Consider the following 26366-nt stretch of genomic DNA (forward strand, 5'->3'; position numbering starts at 1 on the left):
GATTAATAAATTCCAAACTGAACATCCATGAAAAAGACAAAGTACATTTTTGGCATAGTTACATTATTGATGAGTTTTGGATGTGCTTTATTCATTTCTAACTCTGTTTTTGGGAAAATCCTATTTTCCAAAAGAAATCCAACAACAATAAATGGATTAGATAAAATACAAGAAGGCGACATGATTTTCCAAACTTCCCAATCCAAACAATGTGAAGCTGTTCGGATAGCGACCAATTCCAAATTTTCTCATTGCGGAATTGTTTTTACCGAGAAGGGCAAAAAATATGTTTTTGAAGCGGTTCAGCCCGTAAAACACACGCCACTTGAAGATTGGATTACCCACGGAAAAGAAAACCATTTTGTGGTAACCCGATTGAAAAATGCGGCTAAACTTTTGAAACCAGAGACAATTCAAAAGATGAAGGACTATGGAAAAGGTTTGAACAACAAAGACTATGACCTATATTTTGAATGGTCAGATGAAAAAATATATTGCTCCGAATTAATCTGGAAAATATATAAAAATGGAGCAGGAATCGAATTGTGTCCGCTTCAAAAATTGAAAGATTTTAATCTGAAAGAACCAAGAGTTCAAGCTATATTAGCAGAAAGATATGGAAATGCAATTCCATTTGAAGAAAGTGTAGTGGCTCCATCAGATCTTGAAAATTCTAAAATTGTAACAACCATAATTGATACTTACTAAGTTTTGAAAAACATCATCCAAAATATCAACAAAGCATTCGATCATCGTATTCGACTGGGTATCATGTCAATTTTGATGGTGAATGAATCTGCCGATTTCAGTACGCTGAAAGAACTTTTGGGCGTTACCGACGGGAATTTGGCCAGTCATGCCAAAGCATTGGAACTCGAAAACTATATCGCCATCGAAAAACAATTCATCGGCAAAAAACCGAATACCAGTTACAGGGCCACCAAGGAAGGGAGAGGCGCCTTCCAAGACCATATTGAAGCCCTTGAAAAATTAATACAAAAACGATAGCACTATTTTTTTATTCACTTACTTTGAAATACAAAGTACTTTTTGAAACACAAACAATGAAAAACTCAAAATTTGATCCACCACTCCAAGGTAAATTTTCGACAGAATTGGCCATTATTTCCTTTGCTATTGGAACCTTTTTATTGATACTCCAAAAAATGGCTCCAGACAATTTCAACATTTTATTCATAGGACTTTTGTATGTTCAATTTGCCATTCTGGTCAATGGAATACTATTTTTCAACCTCGCTTATCACTTCATTATTTTACCAAAACACAGGGAATATATAGGCATAAAAATCTTGATCCTGTTGGCAAACATCCCCATTACCATCTTGTATATTCTAATCGTATTCAATATCAATCTTTTAAAATTTTAATTATGGAAACACCCGAAAATGAAAAAGAAACCAGTTTCTTCCAATCCAACACCGCCAAAATGATTATGGTGGGCTTGCTGACATTCGTTTTACTTATTCCGCTCGAATTTGTAAAAAACCTGATTACCGAAAGGTCGCAACGACAAGAGGAAGTCATAGGCGAAATCAACGATAAATGGGGAGGAAACGTCTTCCTTTATGGCCCAATTTTGAAAGTTCCCTACACCTATTATGAAGAAACAGTTTCCATCAACGAAAAAACAAAAGAAACCGTAAAGCAAAGAAAAGCCTACACCAATTATGCCTACTTTTTCCCGGAAGAACTCAAGGCAAAATCGAATGTAACCACCAAAGTCCTGAACAGGAACAATTATGAATCGGTGGTTTTTAGTTCCAAAATGAAGTTTGAGGGCAATTATATCCATCCGGATTTCAGCAGCAAAAACATTGCAAACGAAGATATCCAGTGGAACAAAGCCACCATTTTGATACAAACCACCAATTTGAAAAGCATCAAGGACGAGGTAAAAATCAATTTTGGAAACACGAATTTGACCTTTGAACCCGTGTACAATTCCAACTCAAAAGAAACTACCGAAGCTTTGGAAACCGGCTATATTGATTTGGGCAAAATCCTGAATCAAGGAAAAACCGCCTTCCGTTTCGACATCACTTACAACGGAAGCCAACAATTAAAAATAGTTCCCATCGGGAAAACCACGCAGTTGAACATGGAATCCAATTGGGCATCGCCAAGTTTTACGGGCAATTTCCTTCCGGATGACAAAACCAAACAAATTAGCGCCAATGGATTTGTGGCCAATTGGAAAATCCTGCACATCAACAGGGCTTTTTCGCAACAAACGTTCAATAATTTGCCTGATTTAAGCCAATATGCTTTTGGCGTTGATTTCGTGATTCCCGTTAACCAATACCAGCAAAACGAGCGCGCCTCGAAATACGGTTTCTTGGTGATTGGCCTAACCTTCCTGATTTTCTTCCTGATACAATCCATAAGCAAAATCAAGATTCACATCTTCCAATACACGATGATTGGACTGGCTCTCATCATGTTTTACACCCTGCTGATTTCGATTACGGAACACAGCAGTTTCATGAAAGCCTACATCATTGCCGGAATTTCGGTAATTACATTGATAACGCTTTACTCGATTTCTATTTTGAAAAACAGGAAGTTCCCAATGTTTATTGCGGCTTCGCTCGGCTCTTTATACACTTTCCTTTATGTAATCATCCAGTTGGAAAACTATGCTCTGTTAGTGGGAAGCATTGGATTGTTTGCCATTCTTGCCGCCGTGATGTATTTTTCCAGAAAGATTGACTGGAGCAACGGCAATTCTTAGTTAATCTCGGATACTAAAATAAAAAGAACTCTTAACTTTATGGTTTTGAGTTCTTTTTTATTCCAATTGTAATAATTTATCGGTACTTTAGATGGATAAATATAAACCTGATTTTAGTTTAAAGCCAAGGGCATTTTGACTAATTATAGACATTTGTGGTTGATATTAACGAGTTAGCAATTTTATGAAAAACCTACAAAAAACAACATTTTTCTTTTTCTTACTTATCATTTCTTGTAAAGATGAAGTTAATTCTGTCTTTCCCTTAACTGATTATGACACAGAAATGGAAATGGAAAGAGTATCAAAAGAAATGCAAAATTTTGAAGATGTTATAAATAAATTATATAGGGAATCTGAAAAAGAACCTAAAAAAGTTCTTTCAAAAATAGATAGTTTATCTAAAGCAAACGAAATTGAAAAAGATAAATATAAATCTCAAATAAAAGAAAATATTGCAGAAGATTTAAGATATTTTAAAGCCGAATTACTTTATAACATTGGCGAATATGAAAAATCTATTCAGGAATTAAAGAATGATCAAAACGGTTATAATGATATTTCAATAGCATTGGTTTGCAATTATGTAAAACTAAAGAAATTTGATAAAGCAAAATTAATTTTAGACAGTATACCAAATTATACATTTAATACTTTTATTTATGCAAATTTCTATGAAAATATTGGTAATAAAAAAGAAGCTTTGGATATTTATAAAACAATTCAGAAAGATAAAGGAATTAATCATTTCGTATATTACAAACTTGCTGTTGATAGAATTAAAGAACTTGAAAAAGACAATCCAATCTTATTAAATAGTGTGTACTTTCAAACTGGAAGACCTGATTTTGAAGTTTGTGATGCAGACAATAAAAATAGAACAAAAATAATGAAACTGATTAGCGAACTTCCTGAAGTAACAAATTTAGTGAATTGGAATTCGACCGAAATCTTTGAAGCACCAAAAGATAATGACAAAAATTATTACTGGATTAAGGTAAGTGATGATGAAGGTGAAAAATTTAATTTTTTTGTTTATCAAAAGACATTTGAAATAAAATACTATGAGAAAAAAAATGAAACTATTTTGAGTTTGGAACAATGGCGAAAACAGAAATAGAAAAATGACCTATAAAAACAGGTTTGCAACAATGATTTTGACCACTCATAAAAAAACTACTTTTGATAGTATCAAATGATAGCATCAAAAGAAACCACCAGAAACCTTAACCGTCATATTGTCCAAAAAAACCGCAAATAGAAAATAATTCATAACTTTACAAAAAAGAAAAAAATGAGTTCTACTGACAAACACATTATAGAAACTTATTCAATGCTATTTGATGGGTTAAGTTCTTTAGCAAAAATCGAACTAATTGAACGTTTAACTAAATCGTTAAAAAGAGAAAAAACCTCAAAAAAAGACACTTTTTTTAAATCTTTTGGCGCTTTCGGTTCTGAAAAACCTGCCGAAGAAATTGCCGAAGAAATTAAATCAAGTAGAAAATTTAGAAATAAAGAAATTAAATTCTAATGCAATATTTACTCGATACAAATATTTGTGTTTTCTTTTTACGAGGTAAATTAAACTTGGACGAAATTATCAAACAAAAAGGTAAAGAAAATTGTTTTGTATCAGAAATAACAATTTTCGAACTTCGTTTTGGAGCAGAAAACAATGAGAATCCAACCAAATCACACAAAGCCGTGGATTTATTTGCTAGTGGTATATCCATAATTCCTATCTATGGCTCGATTAAAAAATATGCCAAAGAAAAAGTACGTTTAAGGAAAATTGGAAAACCAATAAATGATGAATTTGATTTACTAATTGGAGTTTCTGCCGTTGATAATAAATTAACCCTGGTTACCGATAATGGAAAAGATTTTGAAAATATTGAAGGAATTAAAATTGAAAATTGGTTTAGAAAGTAAAAACAGCAACTAATTTTATGAAGTTTGCCAGTATTCCATAAGTATGCATAAGTAAAAAAAGGCATTCCTGATTACAACATTAACTCAATTCTTTACCAAAATGAACTCAAAAATCGGAATTCTCTACTCCACGGTTGATGGACAAACCTTGAAAATCTGTAATGTGATCAAGGAAGTTTTGGTCGAAAAGAGCAACTCGGTCAAATTGTTCTCCATTGATGATTTTGACGGAAAAATATCGGATTTTGACCAATTCATTATTGGTTCCAGCATTCGATACGGAAAACACAATCCTAAAATAATTCAATTCATAAACGAGCACAAAAAGGAACTTGACAAAACCAAGAACGCCTTCTTTTCGGTCAATCTTGTGGCTCGAAAACCCGAAAGAGCCACACCGGAAACCAATCCCTATTTCATCAAATTCCTTCAAAACATTGATTGGATTCCCAATACGTCGGCAGTTTTTGCAGGCAAACTCGATTATCAAAAATACCCTTTCACCGACAGATTGATGATTCAATTGATTATGTGGATGACCAATGGTCCAACAAATTCAAAAACAAAAATCGAATACACCGATTGGGACAAGGTCAAAGAATTTGCAGTCTTATTGAACAATAATTAACGTTTAGTCGATTATTTTGTCCGTTCATGCCTTTTTTTGGAATTTCTAAAAAATTTATCATTACTTTTAGAATATATCCTCACATAGAATACCCTAAATCAACTGTGTAGCCTTTTTATTTCTAAACAAATTTTGGTCTAAATTCATTCTCAAAATGAGTAAAACTCTAAATTGGTACTTAAGAAGACATCCGCTATTGTATAAAATCAGATACCAATTAGTGTCTAAAACCGCTTCATTGGAGGCCATCGAAAACTTTTGTTACAACGATTTAAACCTTAAAACCAACATTCCTCCCCTATTTTTCGAAATAAACCATTTAATATTTGATGGAGCAAACAAGGATTTAACCGATTTTGAAAAGGCAACGTCAATAGCCGTTTGGTTGAAAAAAAACATTAAGGGCGGCCCGGGTTTAGGCAAATCTTCATCAACAGCTTTACAAAAAATGATTAATGGAGAAGGTGGCGTTTGCAGTGATTTCTCCCAAATTTATTCTAATTTCTGCGTGATAAACGACATCAAAGTCAAAGAATGGGGTTTGAAGAATTTATCCAATGATTCTTGTGTTTCTGGGGGACATTCGTTTAACGAAATCTATTGCAAAGAACTTCAAAAATGGGTTATGATTGATGTGGCAAAATCCATCCTTTTTTATGATTCAAATAAAAAAAATCCCTTGTCAACGTTAGAATACATTGATTTAAAAAAAAAAAATAAAGAAATCAACATTGTATCTATTTATGCAAATGACACCTTTGACAACAGCAATGCAAAGAACATCTTCCTGATTTCAAAATCCTTGCCTTTCGTCATAACGAATTACGATAATAAAATCTATGATTATTTCCTTGAAAAATTGGATTCTTTTCCTGTTTCAATTGTACATGGAATATTGATTTTCATTGGAAAAAGTTATGTTTTTGAATTCCCGACAAAAGAGATTTAACAAAATTTTGTTCTTTGGAAAAGAGAAAAACATAAGTCTTGATTAATAATAACGGAACATTGATAAAGCAATCAAAGAAACAATTCACTCCTAAAAAAATGATTACATTTGTATAAAAAAATACAAAAATGCAACATATCATAGACCGCTTTATAAGCTACGCCGTAATAGACACAGAATCAGATTCTAGTTCAGAAACTACGCCAAGCACCAAAAAACAATGGGATTTAGTCAATAAATTGGTCGAAGAACTGAAAAGCATTGGGATGCAGGAGGTAACCATTGACAAAAATGCATACATAATGGCCACTTTACCTTCGAATGTTGACCATAAAGTTCCAACCATAGGCTTTATTTCCCACTTTGACACTTCGCCTGATTTTAGCGGTGCCAACGTAAAACCACAAATAATTTCCAATTATGATGGAGGCGATATCGTATTGAATGCCGAACAAAACATAATTTTATCTCCAAAATATTTCAAGGATTTGTTGCAATACAAAGGACAAACCTTGATTACCACAGACGGAACCACGCTCCTTGGTGCCGATGACAAAGCCGGAATTACCGAAATAGTGACCGCAATGGAATTCCTGATCAATAATCCCGAAATCAAACACGGGAAAATCAGGGTTGGTTTTACGCCAGACGAAGAAATTGGCCGTGGCGCCCATCATTTTGATGTAGAAAAATTTGGTTGCGACTGGGCTTACACTATGGACGGAAGCCAAGTGGGCGAACTGGAATATGAAAATTTCAATGCGGCTGGAGCCAAAATTACTTTCAAGGGAAAAAGCGTTCATCCGGGTTATGCCAAAGGAAAAATGATCAATTCGATGCTTATCGCCAATGATTTCATCAACGAATTACCCAAAGGAGAAACGCCACAGGAAACCAGGGGCTACGAAGGATTCTTTCACATACACCATTTAAAGGGAAGCATTGAAGAAACGGTATTGGAGCTTATTATTCGAGATCACAACAAGAAAAAGTTCGAAAAACGCAAAGCACTAATTACCAAAATTGCCAAAAAAATCAACCGGAAATTTGCCAAGAAATTTGGCGAAGACATTGTCATTGCCGAGGTAAAAGACCAATATTACAATATGAAAGAGAAGGTTTTGCCTGTAAAACATATTGTGGACATTGCCGAAAATGCCATGAAACTATTAAAAATAAAACCACTCATAAAACCTATTCGAGGTGGAACTGACGGTTGCCAGCTATCCTACAAAGGATTGCCTTGTCCAAATATTTTTGCTGGCGGTCACAACTTTCACGGAAAATACGAATATGTACCTGCCGAAAGTATGCAAAAAGCGGTTGACGTCATCGTGAAAATTGCTGAACTAACCGCCAATCCCATTGCCAAATAAATTATCGGAAAAATAAAAGCATTTTAAAAACCATCTATTTCGATGGTTTTTTTTGTGATTTCTTATGGCAAAACCTTAACATTAGCGAGTTGTTTTAATGATTATATTTGATAGAAATTTAGTAGTAATTGATTAACATTTAACTAATCCTTTTAAAACGATATAGAATTATGGAAGAAAACAAAGAAGAAATTGCAAATGAGATTACCCCAGAAACAACAAAGGCAGCTCCAACACCTAAACCTAGAAAACCCAGGGTTAGTAAATCAACTGAAGTAGTTGAACCAGCCATTGAAATTCCTGCAGCTGAAGAAAATCAAGTTGAGCCTTTTATAGAAGAATTTGACTCTCTAATAGAATTAGAACCAAAGAAAGACAAGAAAGACAAGAAAGACAAGAAAAAGAAAAAAAACAAGAAGAAAGAAAAAGAGAAAAAGAAAGCCAAAAAAGCAAAAGAAAAAGCAAAGGCCAAAGCCAAAAAAGCTAAAAAAGCCAAGAAAGAAAAAGCTAAAAAAGCAAAATTAAAAGCCAAAGCGAAAGAAAAAAAGGCTAAATCGAAAGCCAAAAAAGCAAAGAAAAACAAAAAGAATAAAAGCAAGAAAAAATAAGGAGTTCCTTTGATAAAGCTTTAAAATAAACGGTAGTATCCTATAAAGTGTGTAAGTAAAAAAAGTATTAGGGTTTGTGCAAACCCTAATACTTTTTTTACTTAATTTTAATATTTTACACATTTTATGAAAAAGGAAGATTTATTATCCGATGAATTTTTGAAGCAATTCAAAACAGGCGAAGACCTTTATGGCTTCTTAGCCCAACTACAAAAGCGAGGAATAGAGAAAATGCTCGAAGGCGAATTAGACGCCCATTTAGGCTATGATAAGCACGAGAAAACTACAAAATCCAATGCTCGTAATGGTTTTTCTAACAAGAAAATAAAAACCTCATTTGGCGAATCTCAGATTCAAGTTCCCAGAGATCGAGAAGCCTCATTTAACCCTTTAATTGTGCCCAAAAGGCAAAATATGCTCGATGGTTTAGAGAACGTAATAATCTCTCTCTATGCCAAAGGAATGAGCAATAGCGACATCGAAGAACAAATAAGAGAAGTTTATAATTTTGAGGTTTCCACTAGTACTATTTCTAGGATAACCGACACGGTTTCGAGTGATATTATTGCTTGGCAAAACCGACCTTTAGAGGCTGTTTATCTGATAGTCTGGATGGACGGAATTGTTTTTAAAGTTAGAGAAAACTCAAAAATAGTCAATAAAACCATCTATTTAGCCGTTGGACTTAATAGAGAAGGTAAAAAAGAAGTCCTTGGAATGTGGCTAGGAAAGAATGAAAGTGCTAGTTTCTGGCTTGGCGTTTTAACAGATTTAAAAGCTAGAGGAGTTGAAGATATACTAATTACTGCTACTGACAATCTAAATGGTTTTACGCAAACTATCAAAAATGTATTCCCAGAATCACAAACCCAAATCTGTGTAGTACATCAAATTAGAAACTCAGCTCGTTATGTGGTTTGGAAAGATAAAAAGGAATTTTCGGCAGATATGAAGCTTATTTACAATGCTCCAACTAAAGAAGCTGCTAAAGCATCTCTGGGAGATTTTTCTAAAAAATGGAATAATAAATATCCTTATGCGATTAAATCCTGGGAAGAAAATTGGGAGGAACTTACCGTATTCTTTGACTTTCCAGTAGAAATCAGAAAGATAATTTACACCACAAATTTAATCGAAAACCTCAATGGTAAAATCAGAAAATACACTAAAAACAAATTATCATTCCCAACGGATGAAGCTGTTTTAAAATCTGTATATTTGGCTTTGAGAGAGGCAACCAAAAAATGGTCGATGCCAATCCAAAACTGGGGATTAATCCTCAACCAGTTCTTAACTATATTTGAAAAAAGGGTTCAACTTTAATTAAAAAATCAAACCCCTATATTTTTAAACTTACACACTTTTTGGGATAGTGTCCGCAACGGTGGTGTTCGTATTTCAGGAGCTAATTTTGTTCCGCCAAACGCCAATAAAGTTTCGGATTATCTGGATGAATTGATTGATTTTATCAATACCAATCCTTTGGAATTGAACGATATTGAATTGGCTGCAATTTTCCACCATAAACTGGTTTGGATCCATCCTTTCTTTGACGGTAATGGAAGAACGGTTCGTTTAAGCATGAATTTACTGTTGATGCGTTGTGGTTTTCCACCAGCGATTATTCTCAAAAATGACAGAAAAAAATACTACGAAGCACTCAATCAAGCCAATAATGGCAATTATCAAAAACTAATGCTTTTGATGTGCCAAGCCTTGGAACGCAGTTTAAATATTTATTTGAATGCAATGCCCGACAACGATAACGATTTTCAAAAAATATCGGATATTGTTAGTGAACCAAGCAGTCCTTATGGTCAAGAATACATAAGTTTATTGGCTAGAACAGGCAAAATTGACGCCTACAAAGAAGGAAGAAATTGGTACACAACCAAAGAAGCCATCGAGGATTATATTGAGAATAGGCAGAGGAAAAGAATACTCAGTTAGCAGTGTTCAGTTGGTAGTTTACAACTGAACACTAATAACTGAATACCGAACACTATTTGCTTTTATCTCCAACAAAATAATCGTTCGAGTTTTTGAACAAGACATTAAAAGTAGTCAAACTACCATAAATTCTGGTGATGTATTGTTGCAAATCGATTTTCTCGGCTTCGTCAAGATTACTCGCATTAATCTTTTGCTCCATCACCCTTATCCTGTCGCGAACCATCGTGATTTTATGAAAAAAAGTATCGATTGGCACTTCTTTATTTTGTGTGTTAGTACCCGGTTCCAAAATGATTTTGCCGCCTTTCCATTTATCGGCAATGGGAACTATCTGGGAAACATCACTCCATTTTTGCAACAAATTCTTCAAGGATTTTTCTACATCCTGAAAACTTACCGAATCTACTTCGCCTTCAAGAGCTTCAATAATTTCGAATTCGCTGTCGATTTCAATGGTTTCCAATCCACTTTCAATAAAAGTAACCCAATAATGTTTTGAAGTTACATTGGTTACTACTCCAAGACCTAATTCTGGATGTTTTATGCGCGAGCCTATTCCTAAAATATTCATACCTTATTTTTTATTCAAATATAAAAATTTAAATAATTAAAAAAATTCTTCTTCCAATAATGAAAAGATTAAATTTCGGACAAGTCTAAATTCTTAAATCGAATTCAATTGTTGTAACTTTGCTTTTTGCCAAAATTTATGTTAGAAAACGATAACAACATTGAAGTATTGGGTGCGCGAGTACACAATCTAAAAAATATAGACGTAAAAATCCCAAGAGAAAAACTGGTGGTAATTACCGGCCTTTCGGGTTCGGGAAAATCATCCTTGGCTTTCGACACGATTTATGCCGAAGGACAACGCCGTTACGTGGAAACTTTTTCGGCTTATGCACGACAATTTCTTGGCGGATTGGAACGTCCCGATGTGGATAAAATAGATGGACTTTCGCCAGTAATTGCTATTGAACAAAAAACGACCAGTAAAAGTCCACGATCGACCGTTGGAACCATTACCGAGATTTATGATTTCCTCCGTTTGTTATATGCTCGCGCCGCCGATGCGTATAGTTACAACACGGGCGAAAAAATGGTTTCTTATGACGACGAGCAAATCAAGGAGTTGATTACCCAAGATTTTGCGGGAAAACGCATCAATATTTTGGCTCCAATTATTCGTGCCAGAAAAGGACATTATGCCGAATTATTCCAGCAAATTGCCAAACAAGGTTTTTTGAAAGTCCGCATCAATGGCGACATAAAAGATATTACCACGGGAATGAAACTCGACCGTTACAAAACCCACGACATCGAAATCGTGATTGACAGGATGGTTGTTGAAGATACTCCCGACAACGAAAAACGCCTGACAGAAAGCATCAAAACGGCAATGTATCACGGCGAAAATGTGTTGATGATATTAGACCAAGATTCGAATGAAATTCGGTTTTTTAGTCGAAATTTAATGTGTCCCACAACTGGAATTTCCTATCAAAATCCGGAACCCAATTTGTTTTCGTTCAACTCGCCAAAAGGGGCTTGTGACCATTGCAAAGGTTTGGGAACGGTAAACGAAATCAACATCAAGAAGATTATCCCCAATCCAAAAATTTCGATAAACAAAGGCGGTTTTGCTCCTTTGGGCGAATACAAAAGCAGTTGGATGTTCAAGCAATTGGAAATCATTGGCGAAAAATACGGCTTCAAATTAACCGATCCAATTTCGAATATTTCCGAGGAAGCTATGGAAATGATTTTGAATGGCGGCAAAGAAAAATTCTCGGTCGAATCGAAAGTTTTGGGCGTAACCAAAGAATACAAAATTGAATTTGAAGGCATTTCGCATTTCATCAAAAACCAACACAACGAAAGTGGTTCAACCACCATAAAACGTTGGGCAAAGGAATTTATGGACGAAGTAAAATGTCCGGTTTGTGAAGGTTCACGATTGAAAAAAGAAGCCTTGTTTTTCAAAATCAACGAGAAGAATATCGCCGAATTATGTGATATGGATATTTCGGACGTGACGGCTTGGTTTTTGGAATTAGACAAACATTTATCCGAAAAACAAAAAACTATTGCCACGGAAGTTATCAAGGAAATAAAAGATAGATTGAACTTTTTGATGAACGTTGGTTTGGATTATTTGGCTTTAAGCCGAAGTTCCAAATCACTTTCCGGTGGCGAAGCACAACGCATTCGATTGGCGACGCAAATTGGCTCGCAATTGGTAGGTGTTTTGTATATTCTGGACGAACCAAGTATTGGTTTACACCAAAGAGACAATGACAAACTGATTCATTCCTTGGAACAATTGCGTGACATTGGCAACTCTGTGGTGGTTGTCGAACACGATAAAGACATGATTCTGCGTGCCGATTACGTGATAGATATTGGTCCAAAAGCAGGAAAACACGGCGGCGAAATCATCAGCAAAGGAACACCTGCCGAAATTTTGAAAGACCACACTTTGACGGCTTCCTATTTGAACGGTGAAATGGAAATCGAGGTTCCAAAAAAGCGTCGTGAAGGCAACGGAAACTTCCTGAAACTGACTGGTGCGACCGGAAACAACCTGAAAAATGTATCAATAGATTTGCCTTTGGGCAAAATGATTTGTGTGACGGGAGTTTCGGGAAGTGGAAAATCGACATTGATCAATGAAACCCTCTATCCTATTTTGAACGCCTACTATTTCAATGGTGTCAAAAAACCGAAACCGTACAAAAAAATTGAAGGTTTGGAACATATCGACAAAGTTATTGATATAGACCAAAGTCCGATTGGAAGAACGCCACGTTCAAATCCAGCGACTTACACGGAGGTTTTTAGCGAAATCCGAAATCTGTTTACAATGACTTCCGAGAGTATGATTCGGGGTTATAAAGCGGGACGTTTTAGTTTCAACGTAAAAGGTGGACGCTGCGAAACCTGTGAAGGTTCGGGAGTTCGAACGATTGAAATGAACTTTTTACCCGATGTTTACGTGGAATGTGAAACTTGTCAAGGAAAACGTTTCAACAGGGAAACTTTGGAAATTCGCTACAAAGGAAAATCCATTTCGGACGTGTTGAACATGACGATTGACGAAGCCGTTCCTTTCTTCGAAAACATTCCGAAGATTTATCGAAAAGTAAAAACGTTACAAGATGTTGGTTTGGGTTATATCACTTTGGGACAACAAAGTACGACACTTTCGGGTGGAGAAGCCCAACGAATTAAACTGGCAGGAGAATTATCGAAAAAAGATACCGGAAACACGTTTTATATTTTGGACGAACCCACTACAGGACTGCATTTCGAAGACATTCGGGTGTTGATGGAAGTCATCAAGAAATTGGTTGACAAAGGCAATACCATCTTGATTATCGAACATAATATGGACGTGATAAAACTGGCGGATTATATCATAGACATTGGTCCCGAAGGCGGAAAAGGCGGCGGAGAAGTCGTTGCCAAAGGAACTCCCGAAGAAGTGGCTAAAAACAAGAAAAGTTATACGGCGCAGTTTTTGAAAAAAGAGTTGTCATAATTCCCCTCCTCTGGAGGGGTGTCCGCAGGACGGGGTGGTTTTTGTTGTTTCCACTATTTTTGTAATTTCACTTAAAAACCACCCTGCCATAAATAGCCCCCAACCCAAGGAGGGGAATAGAAAAAAAACTATGGAAAACGACCGAGAAATAACAGCATATATCGATGGAAATCCCATTTATAGAAATTTTGCCGAAAACCTGCCTTGCAACATAAAACTAAAATCGCGAGCACGAGCCTTACGCAAAGCAGGTGTATTGTCGGAAGTTATTTTTTGGTTGCAGGTTCATAAAGGAGTATTTTGGAAAATCGATTTTGACAGACAAAGAATTATTGGAAATTATATTGTAGATTTTTATGTAAAAACTTTGGGACTGATAATTGAAATCGATGGTTCGAGCCATAATGACAAAGAAGAATACGACCAAAAAAGAGAAGATTATTTTATTTCTTTAGGTTTGAGAATATATAGAATATCGGATTTGAGAGTAAAACACGATTTGAACAACGTGATGATGGAATTGGAGAAATATATTGTTGAGGAATTTGGATGAGGCGTTAACAAAAAAACCACCCCACCCTACGGGCACCCCTCCAGTGGAGAGGAAATTAAACAGAAAGATTATATAAAAACAAGAAAAGTTATACGGCGCAATTTTTGAAAAAAGAGTTACATTAGCGAATATCTTTATATTTAAAACTAAAGTTAAATTAAAAAACGGATGCCCTAGCCCAGATAGCAGTGGAAATCCTTTTGTTTTTTGTTTCTTTAACAAAAACAAAAGATTGAAACGAATAGCTGGTAATAGCTCCAAAATAAAAACACAAAAATGAGATTACAAGATTTTGACAATGATGAAGAAAAAGTAATACAGGATAAATTCAAGAGAAAAACCTGGAACGAGATTAGGACCAATGACAGTTGGGCGATTTTCAAGATTATGTCCGAATTTGTCAACGGATATGAAAATATGGCAAGAATCGGCCCTTGTGTTTCCATTTTTGGTTCGGCTCGAATAAAACCGGAGGATAAATATTATTTATTGGCCGAAAAAATTGCCTATAAAATAAGCAAAGCAGGTTACGGCGTCATCACTGGTGGCGGTCCCGGAATTATGGAGGCGAGTAATAAAGGTGCACATCTTGGCGGAGGAACTTCGGTGGGACTGAATATCGAATTGCCTTTTGAGCAGCATTTTAATCCCTATATTGACCACGACAAGAACCTGAATTTCGATTATTTCTTTGTCAGAAAAGTGATGTTCGTGAAATATTCGCAAGGATTTGTGGTAATGCCGGGAGGTTTTGGCACTTTGGACGAAATGTTTGAAGCCTTGACCTTGATCCAGACGAAAAAAATTGGAAAATTCCCGATAATATTGGTTGGAACGGCTTTTTGGTCGGGATTGATCGAATGGATAAAAACGGTTTTGGTAGAGCAAGAAAAGACAATAAATGCCGTGGATTTGGAGTTGTTCAAAATTGTGGATACCGAAGATGAAGTGGTTGACGTACTGGACAAATTCTACAAAAAATACGATTTATCACCCAATTTTTAAACCAACTTATTGCTTTATCATATCATTCTTTAAAAAAACCAATTGAAATTATTCCATAAAAATATCATATTCATCCTTGTTTTATTTACTTCGTTAAAACACTTTGGGCAGCATAATTCCCATATCGTTGTCGAGGTAAGTACGGAACGAAAAACATTGACCATCCAGCAGGAAATAGTATTTTTTAATCAGTCTGAAGACACCTTGACCTCGATTGTCTTGAATGATTGGATCAATGCGTATTCATCAAAAACATCTCCTTTGGCCAAACGTTTTTCGGATGAATTTTATCGGGGTTTTCATCTAGCCAAGGATGAAGAACGTGGAAGCACCAATAATTTAACCATTTCTAATTTTGACAAAACGGTACTTTCTTGGGAAAGAACCAAGAAAAACCCGGATTTGGTAACCGTCAAATTAGGAAATAAATTGGCACCAAACCAGAAAATCACTTTGCATTTGGCTTATATCGTGAAAGTTCCCAGCGATAAATTTACCAGCTATGGCTATACCGACAATGGCGGAATGAACCTAAAAAACTGGTTTATTACCCCAGCCCGTTACGAAAATCACGCTTTTGTCAGAAACAGCAATTGCAATCTGGATGATATTGCCAATGCTTTTTCCGATTTTGAAATCAGGCTCATCATTCCAAAAAATTTGGAACCAACCACCGATTTATCCAGCAGCCAAACACAGCAAACCGAAGCGTTTTCGTTTTATAAACTAACTGGAACGAACCGAACTGATTTCAGCCTTTTTTTGGAACCAAAACCCAGCTTTCGCAGCTACAAGAACAGCTCCATTGAAGTCCTTACCAATATCAAGGGCAACAAGGCCGACGAAATTAATAAAGCAATTGCCATCGATCGAATAGTGAATTTTACAAACGATTTAATTGGAAAATATCCTTTCGAAAAAATCACTGTTTCGCAAACTGATTACAATCGGAATCCTTTTTATGGATTGAACCAATTGCCTTCTTTTATCGTTCCGTTCCCAGACGATTTCCTTTTTGAGATAAAATTCTTGAAAACCTATTTGAATAATTACCTGAAAAACAGCCTGAAACTGGATCCCAGAAAAGACAACTGGATTTATGACGGCATTCAAGTCTATGTAATGATGCGCTACATCGAAGAGAATTATCCCAACTGCAAAATGATGGGACGAGTTTCTGACTATAAATTATTCAAGGGGTTTAATTTATTGAACCTCGATTTCAATGAGCAATACAGTTATTTTTATTTGCTGATGGCTCGAAAAAACCTCGATCAACCTCTTGGAGCTTCAAAAAACACCTTGATAAAATTCAACGAGCAAATCGCCAGCAAATACAGGGCGGGATTGAGTTTAATCTATTTGGACGAATACATCGGCACTCCATTTATGTCCAAAAGTGTACAGCAATTCAATGCCGAAAACAAGGAAAAACAAACCACCAGAACTGATTTTGAAACGGCATTAAAATCGAATACAAAAAAAGAGATCGACTGGTTTTTTAATACCATTGTCGATTCGCGCGAAATCATTGATTACAAGTTTTCGAATGTTTCCAAAACCAAGGACAGCGTTGCTTTTTCCATTAGAAACAGAACCAATGTTTCCGTGCCCATTCCAATTTATGGAATAAAAAATGACACCATCGTTTTCAAGAAATGGATAGAAACCACAAAAAAGGACAGTATCTATATATTCGAAAGAAAAGAAGCCCAAAAAATAGTCATCAACTACAAAAACGAGGTTCCCGAATTCAATTTAAGAAACAACTGGAAGAAAATAGAAGGATTGTTTCCCAACAATCGTCCCGTAAAATTTGCTTTTGTCAAAGATTTGGAAGACCCTTATTACAACCAAATCATCTATGCTCCAATATTGACTTACAATGTTTATGACGGGCTTTCTCCCGGAATGCGATTCCATAACAGGGCCATTCTAAACCGCCCTTTTGTTTATGACATCAACCCGACTTATTCCATAAAGTCAAAAACGATGACCGGTTCTGCCATCTTTATGGTCAATAAAGATTATCGGGACAGCAATTTGTTTAACGTTAGATATTCTGTTAGCGGCAATTATTTCCATTATGCACCTGACGCGACCTATCTTAAAATAAATCCCATGGTTTTAATGCAGCTTCGTGCGGATGACTTTAGAGACAATAGAAAACGAATGATTTATGTGCGACAAGTAGTTGTAGATCGGCAAAAAAGTGCCATTGTTATTGACAACTCGCTTGAAGATTATTCTGTTTTCAATGTTAAATACATCAATTCCAGAACCGAAGTGACCAATCATGTCAGTTTCACGGGCGATGTGCAATTTTCGGGAGAATTTGGCAAAATATCAACCGAAATACAATTCAGGAAACTCTTTGAAAACAATCGACAAATCAATTTGCGAATGTTTGCCGGCAGCTTTTTGTACAACACCACCAATTCCGATTTTTTCAGTTTTGCCTTGGACAGACCTACTGATTATCTTTTCGATTATGCCTATTTAGGGCGATCCTCCAGTACCGGTCTTGTTAGCCAAGAATTTATCATGGCCGAAGGAGGTTTTAAATCCAAACTCGACACGCCTTATGCCAATCAATGGATTACTACCATAAATGGAGGTTATACCATTTGGAACTGGATTGAAGCTTATGGCGATGTGGGTTTTGTAAAATATACCCAGCAAAAGCCTCACTTTGTTTACGATAGCGGAATTAGGTTTAATTTGCTAACAGACTATTTCGAATTGTATTTCCCCCTATATTCCAATAACGGATGGGAAATAGCGCAACCCCATTATGGTGAAAAAATAAGATTCGTGGTCACGCTTAACCCCAACAAGTTAGTGCCTCTTTTTACCAGAAAATGGTTTTAATTCCAAAGAGAAAACAAGAAATATTATACCATTACCATTCATTTGACGTTTTACTTACGAATAATTCAAAGAAAATCTCGTTTATCAAAAATAAATTACCAAAAATTTAATTGTTTTTCATAAGATGAATTATGAAAGTAGCCAGTTTTTAAGTAAATTTGCACAGCAAATTTATCCTTTTCAATTATGATAAAAGAAAAAACCAATACTACACTGACTTTTGAAGACTTCAAAACTGAAGTACTGAATGATTACAAAATCGCAATAACAAGCAGGGAATGTAGTTTATTGGGACGTAAAGAAGTGTTGACGGGAAAGGCAAAATTTGGAATTTTTGGCGACGGAAAAGAAGTACCGCAACTAGCCATGGCTAAATCCTTCAAAAACGGTGATTTTCGTTCAGGATATTATCGCGACCAAACCTTCATGATGGCCATTGGCGAATTGACCATCCAACAATTCTTTGCAGGTCTTTACGGCCACACCGATATTTCTCAAGAACCCATGTCGGCAGGAAGACAAATGGGCGGTCATTTCATGACGCACAGTTTGAATGAAGACGGCAGTTGGAAAAATTTGACCAAACAAAAAAATTCCAGTGCAGACATTTCTCCAACAGCAGCACAAATGCCGCGAATGTTGGGATTGGCACAAGCATCAAAAATATACAGAGACGTACCCGAAATTACCAATAAAGATAATTTCTCCATCAATGGAAATGAAATTTCATGGGGAACCATAGGAAATGCAAGTACTTCCGAAGGCTTGTTTTTCGAGACCATAAATGCAGCAGGAGTCTTGCAAGTGCCAATGGTTTTGAGCGTTTGGGACGATGAATATGGCATTTCTGTTCATGCAAAACACCAAACCACCAAAGAAAGTATTTCCGATATTTTAAAAGGCTATCAACGCGAAGGAGACAGCAACGGCATTGAAATCCTAAAAGTAAAAGGTTGGGATTATGCCGGTTTGGTCGAAACTTATGAAAAAGCAGCCGATTTAGCTCGTGAAAAACACACTCCCATACTGATTCACGTGTATCAATTGACGCAACCACAAGGACATTCCAGTTCAGGTTCGCACGAAAGATATAAAGATTCCACAAGACTGGCTTGGGAAAAAGATTTTGATTGCGTTCGCCAAATGAAATTATGGATGATTGCCATCAACATTGCCTCTCCGGAAGAAATTGAAGCGATTGATGCACAAGCAAAAAAAGAAGTTCTTGAAGCTAAAATTGCAGCTTGGAATGCGTTTATAGAACCTATTATTGAAGAAAAAAAGCAACTGGTTTCCTTATTGGAAAAAGTAGCTTCAACAAGTTCCAACAAGGATAAAATACTAAAAATCGCCAGTGATTTAAACAAAATAAAAACACCTTTAAAAAAGGAAATTTTGGTATCTGCGCGAACTGTTTTACGATTGATTGCACACGAAAACAATAAAACGGAACTATCCAGCTGGATTACTTCCTACACCAACATAACCCAACAAAAATTCAGCAGCAACTTGTTTTCAGAATCTGGCTTGAATGTGTTTTCTGCAAAGGAAATTTTGCCGGAATACGACAAAGAAGCCAAAGAAGACACTGACGGCCGAATGATTTTGCGTGATAATTTTGATGCTATTTTTTCCAAATACCCCGAAGCTTTAATTTTTGGCGAGGATGCCGGAAATATTGGTGACGTCAATCAAGGATTGGTTGGATTACAGGAAAAATACGGCGAACTGCGTGTTGCCGATGTCGGAATCAGGGAAGCATCGATTATTGGTCAAGGAATTGGAATGGCATTGAGAGGACTTCGCCCCATTGCCGAAATCCAATATTTGGACTATTTATTGTACGCCATACAGATTATGAGCGACGATTTGGCCACTTTGCAATACCGAACAGCAGGAAAACAAAAAGCACCACTAATCATCAGGACTCGCGGCCATCGATTGGAAGGAATTTGGCATTCGGGATCGCCAATGGGAATGATCATAAATGCCATAAGAGGAATCCACGTTTTGGTACCCAGAAATATGACCAAAGCTGCCGGTTTCTACAATACTTTATTGGAATGTGACGAACCTGCACTTGTTGTGGAATGTCTTAACGGATACCGATTGAAAGAAAAAATGCCTTTAAATTATGGCGAATTCAAAACTCCAATTGGTGTTGTGGAAACCATAAAACAAGGTGCCGACATCACTTTGGTTTCTTATGGTTCTACATTGAGATTGGTAGAACAAGCGGCTAAAGAACTCTTGAAAGAAAACGGAATTGATTGCGAAATCATCGACATCCAATCCTTGCTCCCTTTTGACGTGAATCACGATATCGTGAAAAGTGTTGCCAAAACAAATCGACTTTTAATCATCGACGAAGACCTTCCTGGCGGAGCTTCGGCTTATATTTTGCAGCAAATTATCGAAAACCAAGAAGGATATAAATATTTGGACAGCAAACCGCAAACATTGACGGCAAAAGCCCACAGACCTGCTTACGGAACTGACGGCGACTATTTTTCGAAACCGTCCATCGAAGATATTTTCGAAAAAGTATATGCCACCATGAACGAAGTCAATCCTTCGAAATATCCGGCTTTGTATTAGAAAACCGAAATAAACCGCATAATGCAAAAACACCTGATAGATTAGAAAATCTATGAGGTGTTTTTATTTGTTGCAATGTTGATGACCTACCTCACCACTTTCAACTTCTTCAATAATTTGTCGATAACTTGGTTTATTTCAGTTGAAATTACAAACTTGTAATTGAGATAAACATAAGCAATCGTCATCAATATCGATTTTAACATGATAGAAATTATGGGATTAAAAGGAAACTCCCAGAAATAAAAAGCCACAAACAAAACTAAAGTCAGCGCCATTGAATATAAAGTCTGCTTTGTAAAAGGATACAAATGCAAACGTTTGACAACAAAAAGCAGTTTGGCCAAACTATATAAAGTTATCGACAATAAAGTAGCGAACGCCGACCCAATAATACCGTAAATTGGAATAAAAATCATGTTCAAGCCAATCGTCAAAAGCACCAAGAGTACTCCCAGAAACAAAACTGCCCTATAATATTTGGTATTGAAAATAATGGCGTTATTATTGCCCAAAATCAAATCAAAATACTTGGACAATCCAATCATGAAAACCACCAAAATACCACCAGCATATTCCGGCGGAACCATTTCATACAATTTGTTGATGTTGACAAAAATCCCCAACATCACGTAACCGCCTACCATTTGGAGATTTATGGATGTTTTTTTGTATAAAATATCCATTTCGTCGTGCTTGTTTTCGTGCATTAGTTTTGCCGTAATGGGATAAACAATTTGATGCATCGCGCGGCTTGGAACCGAAATAACCAGTGCTATATATGTCGCCACTGAGTAATAGGCAATATTTTCTATATTCATGTATTGATTAAGAATCATTTTATCTCCGTCCAACAGCAAATTGGCAACACTTCCCGACAAAATAATGTAAAATGTATAAACCAAAACATCCTTGGTGTTTTGGGGAATGGTGAACTGAAAATTGGGTTTTTCTATACTAAAAGCATAAAACATCGTTACCAAAAGTGCCAATAAATACACGACAGCCGTAGCGTAAACAAAGCCTTCAACGGTAATCCAATTATAATAAACGGCAACCAATAAAAGCAAGGATGCAAATCGCAAGCCTACTTCCTTGATAAAATTCCCAAAAACCGAATGCATGTGAACCCGCAACCAAGCATAAAATATTTCAAAATAAGCCATGCATAATCCAATGAACGGAATAAGCCAAATATAATTTTTAACGATGATATTCTTCTTCGACAAAAAGTACAGAATCTCGTCAAAAAAGTAAAACCCAATTAAAAACATTGGGATGATCAAGAGGAGAGGAAATAGCACCGTGAAAGACAAAAACCGTGATCTTTCCTCGTTTGTTTCATATTGTGAATAGAATTTTACCAAGGTATTTTGCATTCCAATGGCGAATAACGGCATAATTACATTGGCGGACGAAAGAATATAATTGGTTAAGGCATAATATGTGGCACCAAGAAAAACAGGATACAAATAGATGGTGTTGATACCTCCAATGGCAAAACCGATGTAGGTGATTATGGTATTCTTTAAGGACTGATTTAATACTATTCCCATTATTTGATTTAGGATTTTAAATTTTAGATTTTAGGATTAGCTATCAATTCAACTAATTTTTCCGTCAAACTCTTTCTGGAATATTGTTGCAACCCTACGGCATTCGATTGTAGTTTACCTTCCAAAAACTGGTTATAATAGCCCAAAAGTACGCTTTTAAGCTTCATTTTCTCGGAATAATCGAAGAATACTCCCGTGTTTGTATTGGTGATGATTTCGGCAAAGTCGGAACCGTTGGGGCCAATGGCAATAATGGGTCTGCCCGAAACCATGTATTCGAATAATTTTCCCGGAATAATGCTTTTGGTGTCTTCAGAATTGATTTCGATAAGCAACAATACTTGTGACTTTCTTTGATGGGCAATCGCTTCGGAATGCGAAACATAGCCCAAATTATTCAAATACGGATTCAATCCAAATTGAGAAATGGTTTCCAACACTTCCTGACTGACTGCTCCCATCAATTTTATTTCCAAATGGTTTTTAAAATCAGGAATTTCATTGATCAGTTCCACCAAACATTCCCATAACATTTTAGGATTTCTTTCGGAAAGAAAAGAACCAATGTGAGCCAAAGAAAATTGGGTATCCAAGGCTTGTTTCTCGACTTTTTCCGTGTCATAACCGTTCGTAATCACGGCAATTGGCTTGGTTGTAATGGCTTGAAACTCGGTTTTTGTGGTATTGCTGGTTACTATAATCGTGTCGGCAGAATTCAAAACTTGGTGTTCCAATGCCTTGTGTTTCTTGGCAGCATAATTCGACAATCGCAAGGATTTATGATAGCCAATGGTTGTCCAGGGATCTCGAAAATCGGCAAACCATTTCACGTTCAATTTTTGCTTCAATTCCATTCCAATAAGGTGCAAACTATGTGGCGGCCCCGAAGTGACAATCGTGTCGATATTGTTTTCGACAATGTATTTTTCCAAAAATGCCACCGAAGGTTTTACCCAAAAAACACGGGCATCAGGGATAAAAAGATTACCCCGAATCCAAAGAAACATTTTATCCAAAAAAGATTGTTTTTTCTGGTTTGGAATAATTCCCGAATTCATTTTTTTGGTTTTGTTCTTCGAAAAAAAAGAAGCCAATTGATACGGTTCGAAGATTTTATGTTTTAAAATAATGGCCTTGTCCGAAACCTCGTTTACCAAGTTCTCGTCAACAATGGGATAGGTTGGATTTTCCGGAATATAGACAATCGGCTGGACGCCAAAATCCGGTAAATATTTCACGAATTTCAACCAACGCTGGACGCCTGGCCCACCGGCTGGAGGCCAATAATAGGTAATTATGAGGAGTTTTTCTGTTTCGGGTTTCAAGTTTTGGGTTTTGGGTTTCACGAACAATTTGTCATTCCGTAGGAATCTCATTTCCGTTTCAAGTTTCACTAACAATTATTGAATTTTCATTAACATCTTTAGCTAGTTGATAATATTCATACTTGCTTTTCCATCCATTAGATTTATCCATTATTTCAAATAATCGCTCCAAACGCTCAACAAACAGAGCATTGGTCTTCTCATCAATATACTTCCTTTGGACAAGATTTATAGATTTTAAATTTGTTTTCATATTTAAAGGTAAACAAAGTCTATACTCAATTTTCTTTACTCTTTTTTTGTTCTAAAATAAATTCCACCACCCAACAATAGCAACATTCCAATAAAGCTGAAAAGCGTAATGGTACTTCCCGTTTGTATCACTTGCGGTTCAAACTTGAATTCTATAGTATGTTTCCCTTCCGGAATTCGTAGTGCTCTTAAAACATAATCTACAGGGAAATGCGTTGTTTTTTGACCATCTATATAAGCATTCCAACCATTTTCATAATACATTTCAGAGAAAACTGCCAATCCTTTACCTGAATTTTCAGAAGTATATTTAAGGTAATTCGGTTTATAAATATCCAACTTAATACTTCCGCTATCATCAAAATCTTCTTTTAAACGGGCGTCGTTAAACTTAGATCCATAATCGTGTACATTGAAAACCGCAACATTCTTAGTATCTAATTTGTCCAATGCCTTCATTGCATCATCCGGTTTATTGACTAATAAAACATCTTTTACAAACCACGCATTTCCATTGGCATTCGGGTTTGGAATTGGAATCGAAGCACCAGTTGAGTCAGCTTGAATGATGTATTTCACGTTCAACATATTCAAAATCTCGATATTGTTTTTGGCAATTTGGTAATCAAATAATTGCTGCATTCTTCGAGGTTTCACGGCGCTGTAACCTCCAATCGATTTATGGAAATAAGAAGTCCTGGCGCTCGACATATTTCCTTGAACCTCAAAAACTCGGTAATGGGTCGTATCCTGTAAAATCTGTAAATCGGCAGGCGTTTCCTGAAAAGGAACTTCCACTTCGCTCCTGCTCACAAAATCTTTGTCCGAAACATATTTCTTGTCCACAAAAAACAAATCGAAAACCATCAACAGTCCTACCAAGATTATCGCCGTATTTTGGGCTAATTTTTCTTTGATAAATAACCATAAAACACCTGCTGCAAGCAAAATAAAGAATCCCGAACGCAATAAATCAGCCGAATAAAGACTCATTCTATCCGATTTTAATGCATCAACAAATTCTGGCCCGTAACTTTCCCTGAAATAACTGTCGTTTGCACCTGCAAAACTGAAACTGCCTTTCAACAAAAACAAACCAACAATAATCCCAAAACCAACGGCGGCAGATTGCCACAAAGCTTTGAATCGTGCTTCTTTTTCTAAATTAAAAAAGGATTGCAATCCCATAATGGCCAAAACCGGGAAACACAATTCCAGAATAACCTGTATCGAAGAAACGGCTCTAAACTTGTTGTACATTGGCACATTTTCTATGAAAAAGTCCGTCAATGCCGGGATATTTTTCCCCCAAGACAACACCAATGCAACAATGGCTCCTGAAAGAAAGACGTATTTAATTTTTCGTTTATCGGCGAATAAAGCCAAAATTCCCAAAAAGAAAACCACGATTCCGATGTAAGCCGGAGCAGCCACAATAGGTTGGTCTCCCCAATAGGTTGGCATTCCCGAAACAAAGTCGTTGGCTTGCGATTCCGGAACTCCCTGGCTAATCATGAATTCATACATTTTGCTGTCCGTTCCTAGTTTTTCACTGTTCGACCCCCCAAAAAGTCGTGGCGCAATCAGGTTGAAACTTTCGGCTATTCCATAACTATATTCCGTGATATAATCGTGGGACATCGCATTGTTGCCTACACTTTTTGTACCATCGGCATTGATGGACAATTCACTTTTTCCTCTTGTGCTAAAGTTGGCATATTCGGCTGTGGCCAATAAATTAGTGGCATTAGCTCCAAGGGCAAAAATTCCGGCTATTGCCAAAACGCCAAACGAAGTCAACAGCGATTTATATTCCTTGTCTTTTACCGCCTGATAAATAAAATAACCCGAAAGCACCAACAAGAAAATCAACAAATAATAAGTCATTTGAAAGTGGTTTGCATTGATTTCCAAGGCAACAGCAAACATCGTCAGCAATCCTCCCCAAATGTATTTCTTCTGGAAAACCATTATAAAACCAGCAATAACTAGCGGCATATATCCAATGGCGTGCGCTTTGGCATTATGACCAACGCCCAGAATAATAATCAAATAAGTCGAAAAACCAAAAGCCAAAGCTCCGAAAAAGGCTTTGAGTGGATCAATCTTCAGCACCAAAAGCAAACCGTAAAAACCAAGAAAATACAGGAATAAATAATCGGCAGGACGAGGCAAGAAACGCAAGGCATCGTCAATCATTCCAATATAATCGTGCGGATATTTGGCTCCCAATTGATAAGTCGGCATTCCACCAAAGGCGGAATTTGTCCAATACGGTTCAATTTTTTCGGCTTTTCTAAAATCGTTTTGCTCTTTTGCCATTCCGGTATATTGGGCAATATCCGATTGGAAAATTTGTTTTCCTTGTAAAACAGGATAAAAATAAATGAGGGAAATTAATACGAATCCAAGTAGGACTAAAGCGTGCGGATAGAACTTTTGAAGTTGCTTCATTAAATGGGTT

General features: G+C 36.3%; 22 protein-coding genes and 1 pseudogene. 18 read left to right on the plus strand and 5 right to left on the minus strand.

Features of this window, described 5'->3' with window-relative positions; all coding sequences use genetic code 11:
* Positions 1-27 precede the first annotated feature (27 nt).
* The 13 genes and pseudogenes from OZP13_RS10120 to OZP13_RS10180 all read left to right on the plus strand — a co-directional run.
* Entirely contained in the window at positions 28-708 is a 681-nt protein-coding gene (locus OZP13_RS10120) for a YiiX family permuted papain-like enzyme (protein WP_269240054.1), read from the plus strand.
* A 3-nt stretch (positions 709-711) separates the two neighbouring features.
* A complete protein-coding gene (locus OZP13_RS10125; protein WP_269240055.1) occupies positions 712-1008 on the plus strand; it encodes a winged helix-turn-helix domain-containing protein in 297 nt (98 codons plus the stop codon).
* A 56-nt stretch (positions 1009-1064) separates the two neighbouring features.
* A complete protein-coding gene (locus OZP13_RS10130; RefSeq protein ID WP_269240056.1) occupies positions 1065-1388 on the plus strand; it encodes a hypothetical protein in 324 nt (107 codons plus the stop codon).
* A 2-nt stretch (positions 1389-1390) separates the two neighbouring features.
* Complete coding sequence (gene creD / locus OZP13_RS10135; protein ID WP_281297055.1) at positions 1391-2752, plus strand: cell envelope integrity protein CreD; 1362 nt, start codon at positions 1391-1393, stop codon at positions 2750-2752.
* A 184-nt stretch (positions 2753-2936) separates the two neighbouring features.
* Positions 2937-3872, plus strand: coding sequence for a tetratricopeptide repeat protein (locus tag OZP13_RS10140; protein WP_281297056.1), 936 nt, complete (start codon positions 2937-2939; stop codon positions 3870-3872).
* 174 nt (positions 3873-4046) lie between these two features.
* On the plus strand, positions 4047-4286 hold the full coding sequence (locus tag OZP13_RS10145) for a hypothetical protein (protein WP_281297057.1): 240 nt from the start codon (positions 4047-4049) through the stop codon (positions 4284-4286).
* On the plus strand, positions 4286-4687 hold the full coding sequence (locus tag OZP13_RS10150; RefSeq protein WP_269240058.1) for a type II toxin-antitoxin system VapC family toxin: 402 nt from the start codon (positions 4286-4288) through the stop codon (positions 4685-4687). The genes OZP13_RS10145 and OZP13_RS10150 overlap by 1 nt, the downstream gene beginning before the upstream one ends.
* Before the next feature lie 100 nt (positions 4688-4787).
* Positions 4788-5315 (plus strand): menaquinone-dependent protoporphyrinogen IX dehydrogenase, encoded by a 528-nt coding sequence (gene hemG, locus OZP13_RS10155; RefSeq protein WP_281297058.1) that lies wholly within the window; start codon positions 4788-4790, stop codon positions 5313-5315.
* 154 nt (positions 5316-5469) lie between these two features.
* Positions 5470-6264 (plus strand): transglutaminase domain-containing protein, encoded by a 795-nt coding sequence (locus OZP13_RS10160; RefSeq protein ID WP_281297059.1) that lies wholly within the window; start codon positions 5470-5472, stop codon positions 6262-6264.
* A 128-nt stretch (positions 6265-6392) separates the two neighbouring features.
* Positions 6393-7640 carry a peptidase T gene (gene pepT / locus OZP13_RS10165; RefSeq protein WP_281297060.1) on the plus strand — a complete coding sequence of 416 codons (1248 nt, stop codon included), beginning with the start codon at positions 6393-6395 and terminating at the stop codon, positions 7638-7640.
* Between the two features lie 170 nt (positions 7641-7810).
* Positions 7811-8248, plus strand: a complete 438-nt coding sequence (locus OZP13_RS10170) for a hypothetical protein (RefSeq protein ID WP_281297061.1) — start codon at positions 7811-7813, stop codon at positions 8246-8248.
* 126 nt (positions 8249-8374) lie between these two features.
* Entirely contained in the window at positions 8375-9571 is a 1197-nt protein-coding gene (locus tag OZP13_RS10175; protein ID WP_269239997.1) for an IS256 family transposase, read from the plus strand.
* A gap of 39 nt (positions 9572-9610) precedes the next feature.
* A pseudogene (locus tag OZP13_RS10180) lies at positions 9611-10198 on the plus strand (Fic family protein); the annotation flags it as partial.
* Positions 10199-10250: 52 nt separating this feature from the next.
* On the opposite strand, the gene OZP13_RS10185 reads toward OZP13_RS10180, so the two are convergent.
* Positions 10251-10772 (minus strand): DUF8685 domain-containing protein, encoded by a 522-nt coding sequence (locus OZP13_RS10185; protein ID WP_269240064.1) that lies wholly within the window; start codon positions 10770-10772, stop codon positions 10251-10253.
* A 138-nt stretch (positions 10773-10910) separates the two neighbouring features.
* Between OZP13_RS10185 and uvrA the strand changes: the two genes are divergently transcribed.
* The 5 genes from uvrA (at position 10911) to OZP13_RS10210 (ending at position 20769) form a co-directional block, all read left to right on the plus strand.
* Positions 10911-13742, plus strand: coding sequence for an excinuclease ABC subunit UvrA (gene uvrA / locus OZP13_RS10190; RefSeq protein WP_281297062.1), 2832 nt, complete (start codon positions 10911-10913; stop codon positions 13740-13742).
* Between the two features lie 130 nt (positions 13743-13872).
* Positions 13873-14295 carry an endonuclease domain-containing protein gene (locus OZP13_RS10195; RefSeq protein WP_269240065.1) on the plus strand — a complete coding sequence of 141 codons (423 nt, stop codon included), beginning with the start codon at positions 13873-13875 and terminating at the stop codon, positions 14293-14295.
* Positions 14296-14571: 276 nt separating this feature from the next.
* Positions 14572-15300, plus strand: a complete 729-nt coding sequence (locus OZP13_RS10200) for an LOG family protein (RefSeq protein ID WP_281297063.1) — start codon at positions 14572-14574, stop codon at positions 15298-15300.
* Between the two features lie 42 nt (positions 15301-15342).
* The gene (locus OZP13_RS10205; protein ID WP_349293474.1) at positions 15343-18171 is read left to right on the plus strand and encodes a gluzincin family metallopeptidase; all 2829 of its coding nucleotides are present in this window, start codon (positions 15343-15345) and stop codon (positions 18169-18171) included.
* A 186-nt stretch (positions 18172-18357) separates the two neighbouring features.
* The gene (locus OZP13_RS10210; protein WP_281297064.1) at positions 18358-20769 is read left to right on the plus strand and encodes an alpha-ketoacid dehydrogenase subunit alpha/beta; all 2412 of its coding nucleotides are present in this window, start codon (positions 18358-18360) and stop codon (positions 20767-20769) included.
* An 86-nt stretch (positions 20770-20855) separates the two neighbouring features.
* Here OZP13_RS10210 and OZP13_RS10215 read toward each other — a convergent pair whose 3' ends face one another.
* From OZP13_RS10215 to OZP13_RS10230, 4 genes are read right to left on the minus strand one after another with little or no spacing between them, the layout of a single operon-like run.
* On the minus strand, positions 20856-22325 hold the full coding sequence (locus tag OZP13_RS10215; RefSeq protein WP_281297065.1) for an oligosaccharide flippase family protein: 1470 nt from the start codon (positions 22323-22325) through the stop codon (positions 20856-20858).
* A 23-nt stretch (positions 22326-22348) separates the two neighbouring features.
* Entirely contained in the window at positions 22349-23701 is a 1353-nt protein-coding gene (locus OZP13_RS10220) for a glycosyltransferase family 4 protein (RefSeq protein ID WP_281297066.1), read from the minus strand.
* 7 nt (positions 23702-23708) lie between these two features.
* Positions 23709-23903, minus strand: a complete 195-nt coding sequence (locus tag OZP13_RS10225; protein ID WP_269240067.1) for a hypothetical protein — start codon at positions 23901-23903, stop codon at positions 23709-23711.
* Between the two features lie 35 nt (positions 23904-23938).
* On the minus strand, positions 23939-26356 hold the full coding sequence (locus OZP13_RS10230) for a YfhO family protein (protein WP_281297067.1): 2418 nt from the start codon (positions 26354-26356) through the stop codon (positions 23939-23941).
* Positions 26357-26366: the final 10 nt, after the last annotated feature.

The sequence above is a fragment of the Flavobacterium limnophilum genome, assembly GCF_027111315.2.
GTDB lineage: Bacteria > Bacteroidota > Bacteroidia > Flavobacteriales > Flavobacteriaceae > Flavobacterium > Flavobacterium limnophilum.